This is a genomic window from Bacteroides sp. HMSC067B03 (assembly GCF_001811315.1).
GTDB lineage: Bacteria > Bacteroidota > Bacteroidia > Bacteroidales > Bacteroidaceae > Bacteroides > Bacteroides faecis.
In genome coordinates this window covers 25,880-42,818 of record NZ_KV804257.1, presented here as the reverse complement: position 1 = coordinate 42,818, position 16,939 = coordinate 25,880, and the positions used below count along the sequence as shown (strand labels likewise).

The 16,939-nt window shown below is 41.8% G+C and carries 7 protein-coding genes and 1 pseudogene; 5 read left to right on the top strand and 3 right to left on the bottom strand.

What is annotated here, in order from left to right; translation table 11 throughout:
• The first annotated feature begins 123 nt into the window (after window positions 1-123).
• From HMPREF2794_RS01670 to HMPREF2794_RS01650, 5 genes and pseudogenes are all read left to right on the top strand, one after another.
• Window positions 124-3,123, top strand: coding sequence for a SusC/RagA family TonB-linked outer membrane protein (locus tag HMPREF2794_RS01670; protein ID WP_070750740.1), 3,000 nt, complete (start codon window positions 124-126; stop codon window positions 3,121-3,123).
• 23 nt (window positions 3,124-3,146) lie between these two features.
• On the top strand, window positions 3,147-4,766 hold the full coding sequence (locus HMPREF2794_RS01665; RefSeq protein WP_070750737.1) for a RagB/SusD family nutrient uptake outer membrane protein: 1,620 nt from the start codon (window positions 3,147-3,149) through the stop codon (window positions 4,764-4,766).
• A 42-nt stretch (window positions 4,767-4,808) separates the two neighbouring features.
• The gene (locus HMPREF2794_RS01660) at window positions 4,809-6,800 is read left to right on the top strand and encodes a beta-L-arabinofuranosidase domain-containing protein (protein WP_178678301.1); all 1,992 of its coding nucleotides are present in this window, start codon (window positions 4,809-4,811) and stop codon (window positions 6,798-6,800) included.
• 167 nt (window positions 6,801-6,967) lie between these two features.
• The gene (locus HMPREF2794_RS29365) at window positions 6,968-10,993 is read left to right on the top strand and encodes a hybrid sensor histidine kinase/response regulator transcription factor (protein ID WP_240052957.1); all 4,026 of its coding nucleotides are present in this window, start codon (window positions 6,968-6,970) and stop codon (window positions 10,991-10,993) included.
• A 127-nt stretch (window positions 10,994-11,120) separates the two neighbouring features.
• Window positions 11,121-11,303 (top strand): annotated as a pseudogene (locus HMPREF2794_RS01650) (AAA family ATPase); the annotation flags it as partial.
• A 928-nt stretch (window positions 11,304-12,231) separates the two neighbouring features.
• Here HMPREF2794_RS01650 and HMPREF2794_RS01640 read toward each other — a convergent pair.
• The 3 genes from HMPREF2794_RS01640 to HMPREF2794_RS01630 form a co-directional block, all read right to left on the bottom strand.
• Window positions 12,232-13,233, bottom strand: a complete 1,002-nt coding sequence (locus HMPREF2794_RS01640; RefSeq protein ID WP_010539422.1) for a M28 family metallopeptidase — start codon at window positions 13,231-13,233, stop codon at window positions 12,232-12,234.
• A gap of 39 nt (window positions 13,234-13,272) precedes the next feature.
• Window positions 13,273-14,418, bottom strand: coding sequence for a leucine-rich repeat domain-containing protein (locus HMPREF2794_RS01635; protein ID WP_010539423.1), 1,146 nt, complete (start codon window positions 14,416-14,418; stop codon window positions 13,273-13,275).
• Between the two features lie 149 nt (window positions 14,419-14,567).
• Window positions 14,568-16,844: a GH92 family glycosyl hydrolase gene (locus HMPREF2794_RS01630; protein ID WP_022301569.1), complete on the bottom strand. Its 2,277-nt coding sequence runs from the start codon at window positions 16,842-16,844 to the stop codon at window positions 14,568-14,570.
• Between the last annotated feature and the right edge of the window lie 95 nt (window positions 16,845-16,939).

Sequence of the window (16,939 nt, the reverse complement as noted above, 5' to 3'; positions counted from 1 at the left end):
CCCCATCTTTTGGACCATCTCTATGAATTCGTTTATTTTTTATTTGCTTTTCTTTGCAGCAAAGAGATGAGTGGCCGTCATCTTTTCAGTAGTAAAGATATTGTTGATTTTAAACTTGAATTCATGAAAAACTATCAATTAAAGAACTTGTCAAAGAAAAGATTCTTTTCTATGATGATGATTTCAGCTCTTTGTACAGCTTCCCCATCATCTATTTTTGCAAATGTAAATGAGGTACAAATAACCATGCAAGCTGCTACACTGAAGGGGCAGGTCATTACAGAAAGTGGAGAGCCGGTGATTGGGGCCAGTGTCATGCTAAAAGGTACCTCTAATGGTACCATAACGGATCTGGATGGAAACTTTACCCTTAAAGGAATGTCGAAAGGCACGCTTGTCATCTCCTTTATCGGTTATATCACACAAGAAATTCCATTGAATGGAAAAACCTCATTGAAAGTTATACTCAAAGAAGATACGAAAACATTGGATGAAGTCGTGGTTATTGGTTACGGTACGCAACGTAAAGAAGAACTAACCAGCTCGGTCATGAGTGTAAAAGCGGAAAACTTCGTTCAGGTAACTACTCCCGATGCTGCCGGACTGATCAAAGGAAAAGTAGCCGGTTTGTCTGTCATTAATCCCGATGCAAATCCGCTTTCCACTTCCGAAATCGTTTTGCGCGGCTCCACTACCCTGAAATCGGGGACGAGTCCGTTGATTTTGATTGATGGAGTTCCGGGAGAACTGAATTCAGTATCTCCTAATGATATTGAGCAGATAGACGTTCTGAAAGATGGTTCGGCTGCTGCAATTTATGGAACACGAGGTACGAACGGTGTTATTTTGATCACAACTAAAACCAGTAAGGGAGAGATGAAGCCTACTATAGAGGTGAATTCTTATATCTCTTTTCAGAAGATTGCAAAGAGATTGCCGATGATGTCGACAGAGCAATATCTGGAAAAGGTGAAAGAGGGATATACCGGAGCTACCGATTACGGCAGTAAGACGAACTGGCTGGATGAAATAATGCAGACACCTTTTAACCAGACATATAGTATTAATCTGCGGGGTGGTTCGAAGAATACCAATTATATAGCCAGCTTTGACTATACGTCCAACGAAGGACTTGTCAAGCGTTCTAAAGTAGAAACAATGTTTCCACGTTTGAATGTGACGCACAGAATGTTTGATGACAAGTTGAAGATAGATGCCGGACTAAGCGGATATCAGCAAAGTTATAGCATTCCCTATAACACTAATGTATATCAGAGCGCTTTGATTTACAATCCGACACAACCGATAAAAGATGAAAACGGTAAATGGACAGAAGTAGCACGTGATTTATATTATAATCCCCTTGCATTGCTGAATGAGACACAAGGGAAGAATGATGCGACAAATCTCCGGATGCATACAACTATTACGGTTACTCCACTTGAGGGACTGGATATCAAATGGTTGCTTTCCAGAGAAGTTTATAATAAATTCTCCGGTTATTATGAGACAAAGAACCACCGTTCTACCACTATCCAGAATAAAAACGGTTATGCCTCTCGTGAAACGCATAAGAATCAGGCGGATATGACGGAACTTACTATTCAATATAATAAAGTTTTCAAAGGCGGACACAGTTTGAATGCATTAGCTGGCTATAGCTGGAACAAGAATAATAACCAGGAAGCTTTCATGGATAATTATAATTTTCCGACAGACGACTATTCCTATAATAATATGGCAGCCGGTACAGCTTTGAAGGAAGGAAAGGCTACAGAGAAATCTTATCAGGAGGAATATAAGCTTGTGGGATATTTCGGAAGAATCAATTACAATTATCAGGGCAGATATTATTTATCGGCAAGCATCCGTCATGAAGGTTCTTCCAAATTTGGAGCCGATCACAAGTGGGGAACATTCCCTGCCGTGTCAATCGGATGGAACCTGAAAGAGGAGTCATTTTTGAAGAACGTCCGTTTCTTGAGTTTCCTGAAGTTGCGGGCGGGCTATGGTATAACCGGAACGATTCCGGGAAGTCCTTATCTGTCTTTGAATACGTTAGATCTCGGTGGATACGGTTATTATGGCGGACAATGGACTACCTTACTCCGGGCATCTTCTAATCCGAACTCCGATTTACGCTGGGAGAAGAAGAAAGAGACGAATATCGGCCTTGATTTTGCATTCTTCAATGACCGGATCTCAGGGAGTATCGACTGGTATAACCGCGATACGGACGATTTAATCTGGGATTATACCGTGTCGGTTCCTCCTTATGTGAAGAATACGATTACTGCTAATGCCGGTTCTATTCGGAACAGGGGACTGGAAGTCTCTTTGAACTTCATTCCCGTGAAGACAAAATCTTTTACATGGAATACAGGCATCAACTTCTCAACAAACAGTAATGAACTGGTATCTTTGTCCAATGGTAAGTATTCTTCCAGTGGGTATACCGATTTGGGAGATACATACGCTCCCATCCAGCAAAAGACTCACAGAGTGCAGGAAGGGATGGCTATCGGTAACTTCTGGGGATATAAAAGCATAGATATCGATGAAAACGGCCACTGGATTATCGAAGGAGCCGACGGGAAACCGAAACCGATTGCAGAACAACAGGCGGATGATAAGCAAGTGCTTGGCAATGGGCTTCCTAAGTGGTATCTGAATTGGAATAACTCTTTAAGATATAAGCAGTTTGATTTGTCGATTACCATGCGCGGTGCCTTTGGTTTCCAGATACTGAACATGCCGGAAATGAATTATGCGGCTCCTGTGTCGTTGGGACTGGGCAATGTGATGGAAAAAGCATTCGACAATGTGTATGGCAAACGTCCGCTGGCTGCCGATCAGGAATTGCAGTATGTAAGTTATTATGTGCAGGATGGAGATTACTGGAAGATCGATAATCTTACCATCGGATATACTCCGGTGATTAAAGAAAACAAGTGGATTAAAGGAGTACGCATTTACGGAAGCATTTCTAATCTGGCTACTATTACCAAGTATTCCGGTATCGATCCGGAAGTGAATGTAACCGGACTGACTCCCGGCGTGGATAATATGTATCGTTATCCTTCAGCCCGTACGTTTTCAATCGGTGTTAACCTGAATTTCTAAACTTGATTTAAAGAATGATTGATATGAAAAAGAATATTATACATGTATTATGGATGGCATTGGCTGTATGTGCCACCTCTTGTAATGACTTGGACGAAGTAGTATATTCAAGTGTGACGGAACAGACCTACAGTTATTCAGTAAATGACTTTATCCCTAATATAGCAGGTGCTTACGAGCCATTGCATGCTGACTATGTAGGTGGCTATTGGCAAACCCAGGAATTGACAGGCTGCTGCATCGTGACTCCACCGAATTCCACAGGTTGGGATGACGGTGGCATTTATAAACGCCTGCATTTTCACAACTGGAATTCCGAACTGGGACAGATTTCCAGTCTTTGGAACAACTACTTTAAAGGAGTGATTCTCTGTAACGGTGCTATCGAACGTCTGGAAAAAGAGATTATCCCCGCACCGTCCCCCGAGAAAAAGCAACAAGGAATATCCGAATTAAGGGTACTTCGTGCTTACTATTACTGGATTCTGATGGATAATTTCGGAGATATTCCTTTGGTTACCACCATGTCACAGGAATTGCCGGGGAAGACCTCACGTGCACAAATCTATGATTTTATAGTGAAAGAACTGGGTGAAGCTGTTCCCGACCTTGCAGAGGAACAGGACGCCAGTACTTATGGAAAACTGAATAAATGGGCAGGAAAGGCTATATTGGCAAATGTTTATTTGAACGCGGAAGTGTATACAGGTACTCCCCGCTGGGAGGAATGTATGGCACAGTGTGATGATATTATAAGAGAGCAAAAGTGTGATTTGTCTCCGGATTATAAAGATCCGTTCCGTGCAAGTGGAGTAGAGGGGTCGAAAGAGGTTATGTTTACCATTGTTTACGATTACAGCCGTGGAATTACCGGAAATTACTTGTTTATGAATTCCTGGCATAGTGAATTACAGAAAAAATATTTACTGAATGCAGCTCCCAATATGGCGGGAGGCCCGAAAGGTATCACCCAGTTTATCGATACCTATCAGGAAGGTGATACGCGTTTGGAAGATTCGTGGTTGATGGGGCAGCAGTTTGATGCGGAAGGAAACTCCTTATATGGTGTGTATGATATGGCGGGTGAGCCTCTTGTTTTTACTAAGGAGCTTCCCGATGGGAACTTTACGAGCGAGATGGCAGGTTACCGTATGAATAAATATGAAGTGGCTACCGGATCAGAATGGAGCTGTGATACAGATATTCCTCTTATCCGTTATTCCGAAGTGTTGCTGATGAAAGCGGAGTGTCTGCTACGTACCGATAAAGCCGGTGCTGGGGCACTTGTGACACAAGTACGTCAGAGAAACTTCAAGAATAATCCCGATAAGGCAACGGTTACGGATGAGGAATTGAAAGAAAATTCAACTTATCAGTGGGGATATGTTGAAAACTACAGTATTACGGAGCCGGGAGACCGTACACCGGTAAAGTTCGGACGTCTGTTTGATGAACTTTGTTGGGAGTTTGCATGGGAAGGACATACACGTAGAGATATGATACGGTTTGGACTTTTCACAGAGAAAAGTTGGCTGTCACATAAGCCTATGGGAGATTACCGGAGCGTATTCCCGATACCGGAATCTACTTTGATTGCCAATCCGGAACTGACACAGAATCCTGATTATACGAGTGGTAACTAATGAATCGAATATTTATAGATACTCAATATTATTTTTAAAGATATGAAATTAAGAAGCTTTGTAACAATTTTATTAGCCGGTTCGATGGCTGCTCCCTCTCTTGCCGCCCGCAGTCATGATAAAGTGGCGGCACTGGAGAATCCGGTACCCGTTTCTTCTGTAAAAAACATAACCGGTTTCTATGGAGACCGTATGAAACTGAACCGGAATGTTTATTTAAAGAACTTCCCCATAGACAAATATGTGGATTTTATTGTGGAACGTCAACATACCCGATGGGACTGGACGAAAGCCGAGCAACATGGGAAATGGCTCGAATCCGCCTATTTATCGGCTATTCAGAGTGGTGATAACGAACTGATGTTGAAAGCCCGTGCCGTTCTGAAACGTATTATTGACTCACAGGAAGATAATGGTTATCTGGGAGCTACAGCCCGCAGTTACCGTTCGGACGCGAGACCTGTCAGAGGCATGGATGCCTATGAACTCTATTTTGTCTTTCATGCTTTTATTACAGTGTACGAGCAGACAGGGGATAAAGAAGCGTTGGCTGCTGTTGAAAAGCTGGCAGACTATTATTTGAAATATTTCGGACCCGGTAAACTGGAATTCTGGCCTTCTGATTTGAGAGCCCCGGAGAATAAACAGAAACAAGTGGATGCCTTGTCAGACTTTGCAGGACATGGAGTGCATTATTCATGGGAGGGGACATTGCTTTGCGATCCTATTGCACGGTTGTATGAACTGACGGGAAAGAAGAAGTATCTGGATTGGAGTAAATGGGTCGTTAGCAACATTGACAAATGGAGCGGTTGGGATGCCTTTTCGCGATTGGATTCTGTGGCCGACGGTACATTGGGAGTGGATAAGCTCCAGCCTTATGTGCATTCGCATACGTTCCAGATGAATTTTATGGGTTTTCTCCGCCTGTATCGTATCACAGGTGACAAGTCTCTATTCAGGAAAGTAGCAGGAGCGTGGGATGATATTCACAAGCGTCAGATGTATATTACCGGTGGTGTCAGTGTGGCGGAACATTATGAACATGATTACGTAAAACCGGTTTCGGGACATGTGGTAGAGACTTGTGCTACTATGTCGTGGATGCAACTCACACAGATGCTACTGGAACTGACCGGAGAGTCTAAATACGCAGATGCAATGGAACGGTTGATGATTAATCACGTATTTGCCGCACAAGATTGCGAAACCGGTTCCTGCCGTTATCATACCGCCCCGAACGGTTCCAAACCTTCCGGCTATTTTCACGGTCCCGACTGTTGTACGGCAAGCGGACATCGCATCATTTCCATGTTGCCCACTTTTATGTATGCGGAAAGAGGTAGAGAGTTCTTTGTGAACCAGTATCTGCCGTCCCAATATGCAGGAAAGAGTTTTACTTTTGAAATCTCCGGTAATTATCCGGAGGCGGAGAATATGGAGTTGACTATCCTTTCGGAGAAGGCTGTCGACAGAGTTCTGAATCTGCGTATTCCCAGTTGGTGCAAGACTCCGCAGGTATCTGTAAATGGAGAGAATATGGCAGGTGTGCAGCCGGGAACGTATTTAAAAATATCCCGTAAATGGTCTAAAGGAGATAAGGTTAGTATTACCTTTCCCATGGAGGAAAAATGGGTGATGCGTGAGCACCATAGTAAATATACTACTTATACGCTTCCGAGAGGAGAGATCATGTATAGAGAAGAGCCGACAGACAAAATTCCATACGCTTTTTTACGAGGACCTGTGGTTTATTGTCTGGATATGGTGTGGAACAAGCAACTTTGTAACGATGACATGAATCAGGAAAAGGATATTCGATTGGATGTAGACGTTAAGCCATCGGTGGTGAATAAACCTTATGCCAATATGTTGGGACCTGTCTATCGGACAAAAGCGTTGTATAAAGGAAGTAAAGTAGATGTTGTTCTCACTCCGTTTGTGAACATCGGGCAATGGTTCCGGCCGGGCGAACAGAAACCGGAAAAGAATGCAGATATGTTTACTTATGGTATCTGGCTGTATAAGAAATAGGTAATTTTCAATAGGTATTAGTCATTTTAAAAAGAAGTGAGGGTGTTGTAAAAGTGAAATCTGTTATTATTTTACTTTTGCAATACCCTCATTTTATATGGGAGTCTTTATGTCAGGTTGAAGCTTTTTTGATATATTTGCGCATTGAAATATTCAAGAATAATACTATGAACATCAGGTATGTGCATCAATTTTCATTGCTGAACCAGGTATTTCTCTTTCTATTGCTTCAGACTTTGTTCATGAGTACTGTTTGTGCGCAGGAAATAGTGGTTAAGGATATTCCCTCGTTGGATAAATTACCTGTTAAGGCTATCCATCGGATATTTCAGGATAGTGACGGCTATATATGGTACGGCACATTCAACGGATTATGCCGGAGCGACGGATATGATGTCCGTGTGTTTCGCTCTGACTTGTTTCATCACGGGCTGCTGGATGATAATTATATCACTTACATTAATGAAGATCATGAGAAGCATATTTGGTTCGGAACTTTTCAGGGAGCTTATATACTGGATAAGGCAACATACCGGATCACTCCCGTCAACATGGGAAATGTGTCTGACAGAAATGTGTTTTCCATCAATGTGACCAGGGATGGCACGATTTGGGTAAGTACATCCGGAAGTTTATTCAGATACGACGCCAATGGCGAGTTGCTCAAACGATATCCTGTAGAATATAATCACTCTTCCCAATTTGTTTATACTGTTTACGAAAACAAGGATGATCATTTATTAATATCCATTACACAAGGGGGAATGTATAAATTGAATAAGGAGACGGATAGCTTTGAACCTTATTTCCATCATGAAGAATATCGGGATATTGAGAAGATTATCTGGGATGAAACTCATCAGTGCTATTGGTTGGGCACTTGGGGAAAAGGGATCGTCCGTTTCAATCCAGAAGAGCAGTCTCCGGAACGTCAGTATATTCCTCAACCGCTTCCTGTCGATGTAACAGGGGAGGCAACGGGAGATACTTATCACATGGTGCAGGATGACGTCTACCATTATCTATGGGTCACTACCAAAAAAGACCTTTTTGCTTTCCGCATTACGAAAGATAAAATGCTCGAACAGGTAGACACATCTTCCTTTCTTACTCCCGGCAACAAGATGCTTTATGAAATATATAAAGACAGAGATGGAAAACTATGGGTATCGGCATTTGATATGGAGAGTTTTATTATTGATATTCGTAAACACTTTATAAAAAAATATACTTTGCCTGCTTTGAGAGAGCAGATAAAGGCGAACCCGGCTATTATCTCTTTATGTATGGACAGTAAAGGGGTGTTTTGGTTTTCCCAGGAACGTTACGGACTGTATATCTATGACTCCGGAACTGACAGGATCGGATATTACTTAAAAAACGAGAACATCGGGAATCTTCCATTGTGGGAGGTGCGTAATCTGATTCCTTCCCATATCCCCGGTAGGGTTTGGGCAATGCCGTATGGTTCTACTGTCTTCGGATTAAGTCAGGAAGACATGAAGATGAAAGAAGAAGTCCGTATACAAATCGGTGATGTTACCGGGAATCCGGGAGAAACGTCTTCCTTCTTTGAAGATAATGCGAAGAATTTATGGATTGGTACTACTACCGGGCTATATGTGTATCATATATCGACCGGAACGCTTGAGGTGATATCTGATGAGCTTGGCAATGTAGCCGGAATTACACAGACGAGTGACGGACGGATATGGGCAGTGGCTAAAGGAAAAGGAATCTATAGGGTGTATCCGGATAAGAAGACCGAACTGTTTCCTCTGAATAAGGACTTCACTTGTGTGGATGTAACGACTGATGGCAAACTGTGGATGGGGACAAGCGAGGGGGAGATATTGATGTATGATTCCGAACGGAAAGAAGTTGCGGAACATAGCATAGCTTGCGGTATGAAAGGAGATATTATTAATAATGTGATTGTTGACAATTATAATCATATATGGATAATAACGAATCAGGCTGTGAAAGAATACAATCCCCGGAATGGTGCATATAGAAGTTATTATACCGGTACGTCTGATTTTTTGTTAAATCGTTTATTGTCACGCGCCTCTTATTATGATGGGAAAGGAGAAATCTTCTTTGGAGGAATTTCCGGAATTATTTCTATTCCTCCTTCCCAACAACTTGAGAGTATTCCGGAGCAGGTGGTTACTTACATTACGGATATTACAGTGAAAGGAAAGAGCATTTGGGATAGCGGGTTGGCAGAAGATCCATTGAAGAAATCTGTTCGTATAAATCCCGATGACCAGAGTCTGGAGATAAACTTTTCTTCCCTTGATTATCATAACTTGGAACAAGTGCGTTATGCTTATCGTCTCGAAGGAGTCGACAATGATTGGGTGTATCCGGAAGAGGGCAAAAACTCGGCTTTTTATACCAATTTAGGTAAGGGAAAATACGTCTTCAAGGTAAAAGCTACTGATAAGAACGGGTTGTGGAGTGATAAAATAACCGAATTTACCATTCATCGTTTGCCTGCTTTTTATGAGACATGGTGGGCATATACATTGTATGTGATGCTGGCAATCGGTATTTTGTGGTCAATGCTACATCTCTATTTTCAACAGATTAAACAGGAAAACAATAAACGGCTGATGGAAGAGGTTACGCAAATGAAACTGCGGTATTTTACAAACATATCTCATGAATTGCTTACTCCTCTTACAATACTTTCCTGCCTTGCCGATGAAATAGAATCTCCGGATAAGGGAGACAGGAAACGGGTTGGACTGATTCAGACCAATATCCGGAGATTGAAAAGGTTGCTGCAACAGATTCTGGATCTTCGAAAGATAGATAGTAAGAACATGAAACTGTTTGTTTCTTATGGAGATATTCTTGCTGTTGTGCGGGGAATTTGTGAGGATAGTTTTGATCTGTTGATGAAGAATAAACAGATTGTATTCTCATATTCAGCTGAACAAGAGGAGATAAAGGGCTATTTTGACCGAGACAAGTTGGATAAGATTTTATTTAATCTCCTGTCTAATGCTTATAAGTATACTCCGCAGGGAAGATCGGTGAGGCTTGATATGCAAGTGTATGTATTCGACAGGCATCAATATCTGCGGATCAGGATTCAGGATGAAGGAATAGGAATAGCTCCCAAAGAACTGGATAGAATTTTTACACGATTTTATAGCAATAGGCATAATAAATCCGAATTGTCTAATGGAATAGGGCTTTCACTGACCAAAGAATTGGTGGAGCTGCATCATGGAACGATAGCAGTAGAGAGTCAACCGGGAAAAGGGTCATTGTTCATTGTTGAGATACCGATTGATAAAGAATGCTTCACTGCTGATGAATTGAAGGAAGTGGATTCCGTCAAGGATCGGGTTGTCGAGACGAACGGGAAGGAGATAGTCGAGGAGCCAGAAACAGAGGAAGAAGGAGAAAAAGGAGAATATACTCTTTTATTGGTGGAAGATAATGCGGAGCTACTGCTTTTGATGAAGGGTCTTTTTGCTAAAACTTATCAAGTGGCAACGGCGGAAAATGGCCGGATAGCTTTGGAATATATTCGAGAACATAACGTAGATATTGTCGTGAGCGATATTATGATGCCTGAAATGGATGGTTTGGAGTTGTGCCGGACTATAAAAAGTGATGTTGCTACAAGCCATATTATTGTTGTCCTGCTCACAGCGCGAATTAGTACGGAAAATCAGATTAGTTCTTATGAAGTGGGGGCTGATGATTATATTCCGAAGCCTTTTGAACCGAAAGTGTTAAAGGTACGATTGGCAAGCCTGTTAAAACAACGAAGGAAAATACAGACTGAATTTAAAAATAATCCGAAGGCTGGCCTCATTTTACATACGGGCTTTACATCTTTAGATGAACAGTTGATCGAAAAAGCGTTGAAGATTGTAGAGGAAAATATATCCGATCCCAAACTTGATGTTGTTACTTTGGCTGATCATCTCCATGTGTCACGTTCAACGTTATCGAGGAAGATTAAAGCAATAACCGGACAGACTCCACTGGATTTTATTAAAGATATAAAGATGAAATATGCCTGCCGGATGTTGGAGAATAAAACAGTGACTGTGGCTGAAGTGGTCATTGCTTTGGGGTATAGTGACCACAAACATTTTACGACTTCATTTAAAGAGGTATTTGGGATTACTCCCAGTGAGTATCAGAAGAAACTGAAGACACAGTAAAAGATGTTTCCCGGATTCATGAACGATGGATGAGAGTTTTAATTCCCAATCTTTTAACACCCTTCACTTTATCTGCGAGAGGAAATCGTTTATCTTTGCGTTGTAAATACTTAAATATCATCCCATTATGATTAACCCCATAGGAATACAGAACTTTGAGAGTCTGATAAATGACGGTTATGTGTATGTGGACAAGACAGCGTTAGTCTATCAAATGGCTACTACCGGACGTTATTATTTTCTTAGTCGTCCCCGGCGTTTTGGGAAGAGTTTGCTTCTTTCTACGCTGGAAGCTTATCTGAGTGGGAAAATGAATGAATGGTCATAGTTGTAGATATATAATATAGTATGCAAAGCTAAGGAAATTTTCTGAATTATAGGATAGGGAGGATAAAGAAGGGCACAAAGAGAAGAAGAAAGAGAGAGAAACGACAAGAGGGAAAGATTTTTGCAAAATGGGAATGTTGCATTTATTGAGCATTTGCCCTGCAGAATGTAAATTCGTCACTCCCCTCTCACTAATTTTAAATTACTCACATCTTGCCGTCACCCGTCACAAAACCACGATATCAGACTAATAATCAGCAGATAGCAATGTGACGGCAAGATGTGACGGCAACGTGATGGCAGTTATTGCCGTCACTTCCCAAGCTCCAGTCTCAGTCATCATCGGACGAAACAAAATCAAAATACAAGGTAAAGTCATAACATGTAGTTCCAAGACCAGTTCCAACCGTTGGAACAAAGTGTTTCATGCCTTGAAACAAAGTGTTCCAAGTAATGAAACAAAGTGTTTCAAGCCTTGGAACAAAGTGTTTCAAGCGTTTGAAACTTCTTGAAACACCAATCGTCTGAATTTAATGAACCGCATGATCCGGTTTACTCGGTCGTAACAGTAGTTTCAATCCACCTGTTCTTTCAAAAAGAACCAATCATTTATCAACCAATAATGCATGAGGCATCAGCTATTAACACCTGATTTTTCAATTATTAATAACTGGCATGTCAATCATTAACAGTTGATACAGCAGGAGTTAACACCCTGCAAATCAAACAATAACATTAAGGAAACCACATATTGCAAGGCGACGCAGAGTGAGAGCAACAGCTTGCTCCCACTCTGCCACCACAGTTGCTACCATAGCTGAAACGCCGATGAACAAAGCGATACAGGCAGAAAGTGAGAGCATGGGAGCAAAACTTATGTTTAATTCACTTGGAGAGAAAGAATAAAAGCTCTACCATGACACCTCATTTGCCATCTTCCACATATTAAGAAAAGAAGCCTTAGTGATTTCCACTATCTTATCCCAGTTCAATCGGTCGGCATGATCGGATGGTTGGTGATAATCGGGATGTCCATCCGTATGATACCAGATAATAGGAATGCCTGCTTTGGCAAAAGTTCCATTATCACTCCCTCCTACCGGATTATCCCAGGCGCGATAGTCCGGTTCTAACTGTAAACTATATTTCTTAATATCCTCTTTCAGCCAGTCGCCAAAAGCGGGATGAGCAGCTGTATAGAAATAGACAACATGTTTCGGTTGTTCCGGTTTATTGTTACGACCTATCATATCAAAGTTCAGGTATCCTTTGATTTGCGAGACAAAAGGACAGGTCTGCACAAAGTACTTAGAACCAAGCAAGCCTTTTTCTTCTCCATCCCAAAAGGCAAAGATTACATTCCGCTCCGGTTGTTGTCCACTGGCAACAAAAGCTCTTGCAATCTGCAGTACCGCTGATACGCCGGAAGCATTGTCATCCGCTCCGTTATAAATCTGATCTCCGTCAAGCGCAGGGTCTATTCCCAAATGATCAAAGTGGGCGCCGACGATCACATACTCCTTCGTATTTTTACCGGGAATCATTCCCAGTACATTTCTCATGGACAGTTTTTGATGAACTTCCTGTTTCAATTTCGCAATAGAGTCCGGATGCACTTCTAAACGCCCTTTCTTCTGACGTTCTTTGCGATAAGCATCAAAAGGCTGGAAATAACTTTCATTCAGAGGTTGTATTCCCATCCATCGCAATAAAGATGCTATATACTCGGAGGAGACATAGGAGCCGTGGAATCCGGCTTCACGTCCCTGTAATTCGTCACTTGCCAAAAAGCCGATAGTCGCTTCGGCGGAAGAACGGCTGATAGTGTTCAAGCCTTTTTCTACAGGAAGTTGGGCACACACGAATGATGTTACGCCACATAACAAAGAAAAAAGTAAAACCTGCTTTTTCATAATATACATGATTTTAAATAGGCAAAAAACAATTCACAATTATCTATTGATCAAATCTTCCGGATTGACGAAAATATTCCATCCTTTATCTTCAACAAGCTTCCGATCACAATTTTCCGATCCCGGGTTACCATTGAAAGTAATGCCATAGCCACTTGGATATTCAGGATAGGGATTCGGAGCAACAGGTAATACACAAAAAATCGCATTCAGTTCTTTCTCATCCAAATAACAAAAACTACAATCCAAATTCTGCAATATTGGATTAACCGAATTTTGCTCCGGTATTTGCAAGTGAACCAATTTTTTATTATCACTGCAATCAACAGATCGTAAGAGTGGAAGTTCCGATAAATCCAGAGAGGTTAAATTATTTGAGCTACAACTCAACTCTTGTAATAAAGGAAAGCTATTTATAAATTCTAAGGACCGGAAAGCACAATCACCTATTGACAGACTTCTCACATTTATCTTTTCACCTGTTTCAATGATTGACAACTGCGGATTAGAACCACATTGTACATCACTCAAGTTAGTTAGCCCCTTGAAGGAAAGAGAAACCAACGCATCATTAAAAATACACTTCAATGATCTCAATGCGGGAAGTTGTCCCAATTTTAGTAATGTTAATTCAGGATTGGAATAAACATCTATTGTTTGAATTTTCACACACTGGCTCAAATCTATACGTTCCAAATCTGCCCAATTTCCAATATTAATGGTTTCCACATTCGGACAAGAAGTACTTAAGTCCAATTCCGGAGTATCCAAGAAGCTATTAAGATTCAGAGTTTTCATCTTTGGTAAATACCCCAAACGAAGATCACTAAAAGGAGTTGCTTCATTTCCGACACTACAAAACTCCAGTTCTTCTGCCCATATTCTCACCCGGTATGTCTTACTATTACCGTATTTATAGTGTATCACAGGGTTGGCATCTGTATTTTCTACTTTTTGCAATCGACCATCTCCCCACTCGACAGCCATCCTTCCACCGCCAACAATTATTTGTAGCGCTTTCCATTCACCAGTAACATCGACCGTAAACTGAATAGTATTCGCATCCGTCAATTCAGGGATTTCAAAATCATCACCGAATACACTCTTATCTTCTCCCTCACAAGAACTGAATCCAAACAGAAGACATATTCCTATTAAGCCCAACAATAACTTACTTTGTTTCATCGTGATGTATCATTTAGAGTCTATGATACAAAAATACGAAAAGAACACAGAATCTATCTCTAAATAGATAAAAAATGACCGATACAGATTAAATCCATCAGGATTTCCTCCATACCGGTCAATGAAATATATGCTAAAACCTATTGAAATTACTTGGAATAGGAATACGGGAAGTCCGCAGGCTGTGTGCCTCGCTGAGTATTGGGAACACTATCCATCGACAGCGTCAATTCTCCCCCTTTCAACAGTTCATCATGAGTCAGATAATTGCGGGAAAGTTCTTCTCCATTGAGCATTGCCTTTTGTATATAAGGACGGTCTGCCGCATTATTTGCCGCCGAAACTGTAAAAGTTTTTCCTTCGGAAAGATGTAAAGTCACTTTCTTAAATAATGGAGAGCCAATAGCATACTCAGGCATTCCCGGACAAACAGGATAGAATCCCATCGCAGAAAACACATACCATGCCGATGTCTGACCGTTATCCTCATCCCCACAATATCCCTTGCTGCCGGGATTATAAAGCTTGTCCATCACATTGCGAATATGGTATTGTGTTTTCCAGGGCTGACCGACATAATCATATAAATAAATAGCATGCTGCACCGGCTGATTGCCATGCGCATATTGACCCATATCCAAAGCGACCATTTCGGCAATCTCATGGATTACGAATCCGTAAGTTCCATAATTGTATGTGTTCGGAGCCACAAACATGGAATCAAGACGAGCTACCATCGGTTCATGACCACCCATCAAGTCAGACAACCCCTCCGGATCATGGAATACGCTCCAAGTCCAGTGCCAGGAACTGCCTTCGGTGAAAGGTCCTCCCCACTCGGTGGCATCAAACTTATCACGCCAGTTGCCTTTGGCATCTTTTGTCCACATAAAGCCATGTTCCGGATAATAGAGATTACGATAGTTCTGCGCTCTCCGATAATACTGACCGGCTATATCCTGTTTACCCAATGTTTCGGCAAAACGGGCTATACACCAGTCGGCATAAGCATACTCAAGCGTTTTAGCCGTAGCTTCGGGAACTTCGGGATAAGGAACATATCCGATCTTATTATAATATTCAAAACCATCACGCCCAACTGAAGCTATTTCCGGATGACGGGATTGTGTCTGATGAATCATGGCTTCCAATGCTTTCTCTGCATCGACAGTACGTATACCCTTCATCCATGTATCCACTAAAAGAGAAATGGAATTATTACCAATCATACAGCCACGATGCCCCGGACTGGCCCATTCGGGCATAAAACCACTCTCATTATAGGCATTGATAATAGATTGTGTCACACGTTCCGAAACCTCCGGATAGAGCAGCGTGAACATCGGATGAACTGCACGGAACGTATCCCAAAAACCATTGTCGGTATACATATAGCCATCGTATACATTACCGTCATAAGGACTATAATAAACAGGATTTCCCTGCGAATCAAATTCATAAAACTCACGTGGAAAGAGCAATGTACGATACAAACAAGAATAGAAAGTACGGAGTTGATCATCCGTACCGCCTTCGGCTTCTACACGCCCCAGATAATTATTCCATTGTTCGCGGGCTTTTCCACCGATCAGCTTAACGTCAGCATCTGCCACTTCACGATTGAAGTTGATAGCAGCTTGTTCGGGACTGATGAAAGAAGAAGCTGTGCGGATGGTCAGCTTTTCTCCTGCCGGAACGTCGAACTTCAGATAAGCACAACTGTAATCAGCTGCCACATGAGTCTGCTCATGCAGCAGTGTATCACCATTGTAAACCCCATATCCAGTCACCGGGTGACTGAATTCAACCATAAAATAGTTAGCGAAATTATCCGGCACTCCTCCATTATTGTAACGTGATACCCCTTTTAGTAGTTTGTTTCCCGGCTCAATCACCATAGAACCGCCGCCATTATAAGCATCCACCACTACATACTGGTCTTCTTTGTCAGGGAAAGTAACCTCAAAAACAGCTCCACGGGAAGTAGCTGAAAGGGAGGTCTGTACTCCATTGTCAAATATAACACTATAGTTATAAGGAGTAGATTTCTCCTGTTGATGGGAGAAAGGCACCAGGCGTTCCTTATGACTGACCTTCAGCTCTCCGGCAAGCGGCATAATAGAAAATGTACCGTAATCGTTTATCCAGGGACTGGGTTGGTGTGTCTGCCGGAAACCACGCATCAGGCTGTCAGTATATGTGTACATCCATCCACTACCGTTCTCTCCCGTCTGCGGACTCCAGAAGTTCATTCCCCAAGGTACTGCCACAGCAGGATACGTATTGCCATGGGAAAATGCAAAAGTAGACTCAGTACCCATCAGAGGATTCACGTAGTCTACAAACTCTACCGTCTTCTTCGTCTGTTGGCACGAGGCAAACAGAAAAGGAAGACAGATTGATAAGAAAAGCAATCTTGAAACCATACTTATTATTGTTTGCTTAAGTCAGACAAACCTCCGCATCGCTTTTCTTCCTACCTATAAAAAAGAGAAACGGTGCGGAGAATCTGTATAACTTA

Bases quoted from the DNA above. Each gene is read 5' to 3' on its own strand.
- HMPREF2794_RS01670 (WP_070750740.1), top strand. From the start codon at position 124: ATGAAAAACTATCAATTAAAGAACTTGTCAAAGAAAAGATTCTTTTCT.
- HMPREF2794_RS29365 (WP_240052957.1), top strand. From the start codon at position 6,968: ATGAACATCAGGTATGTGCATCAATTTTCATTGCTGAACCAGGTATTT.
- HMPREF2794_RS01660 (WP_178678301.1), top strand. From the start codon at position 4,809: ATGAAATTAAGAAGCTTTGTAACAATTTTATTAGCCGGTTCGATGGCT.
- HMPREF2794_RS01640 (WP_010539422.1), bottom strand. From the start codon at position 13,233: ATGAAAAAGCAGGTTTTACTTTTTTCTTTGTTATGTGGCGTAACATCA.
- HMPREF2794_RS01635 (WP_010539423.1), bottom strand. From the start codon at position 14,418: ATGAAACAAAGTAAGTTATTGTTGGGCTTAATAGGAATATGTCTTCTG.
- HMPREF2794_RS01665 (WP_070750737.1), top strand. From the start codon at position 3,147: ATGAAAAAGAATATTATACATGTATTATGGATGGCATTGGCTGTATGT.
- HMPREF2794_RS01630 (WP_022301569.1), bottom strand. From the start codon at position 16,844: ATGGTTTCAAGATTGCTTTTCTTATCAATCTGTCTTCCTTTTCTGTTT.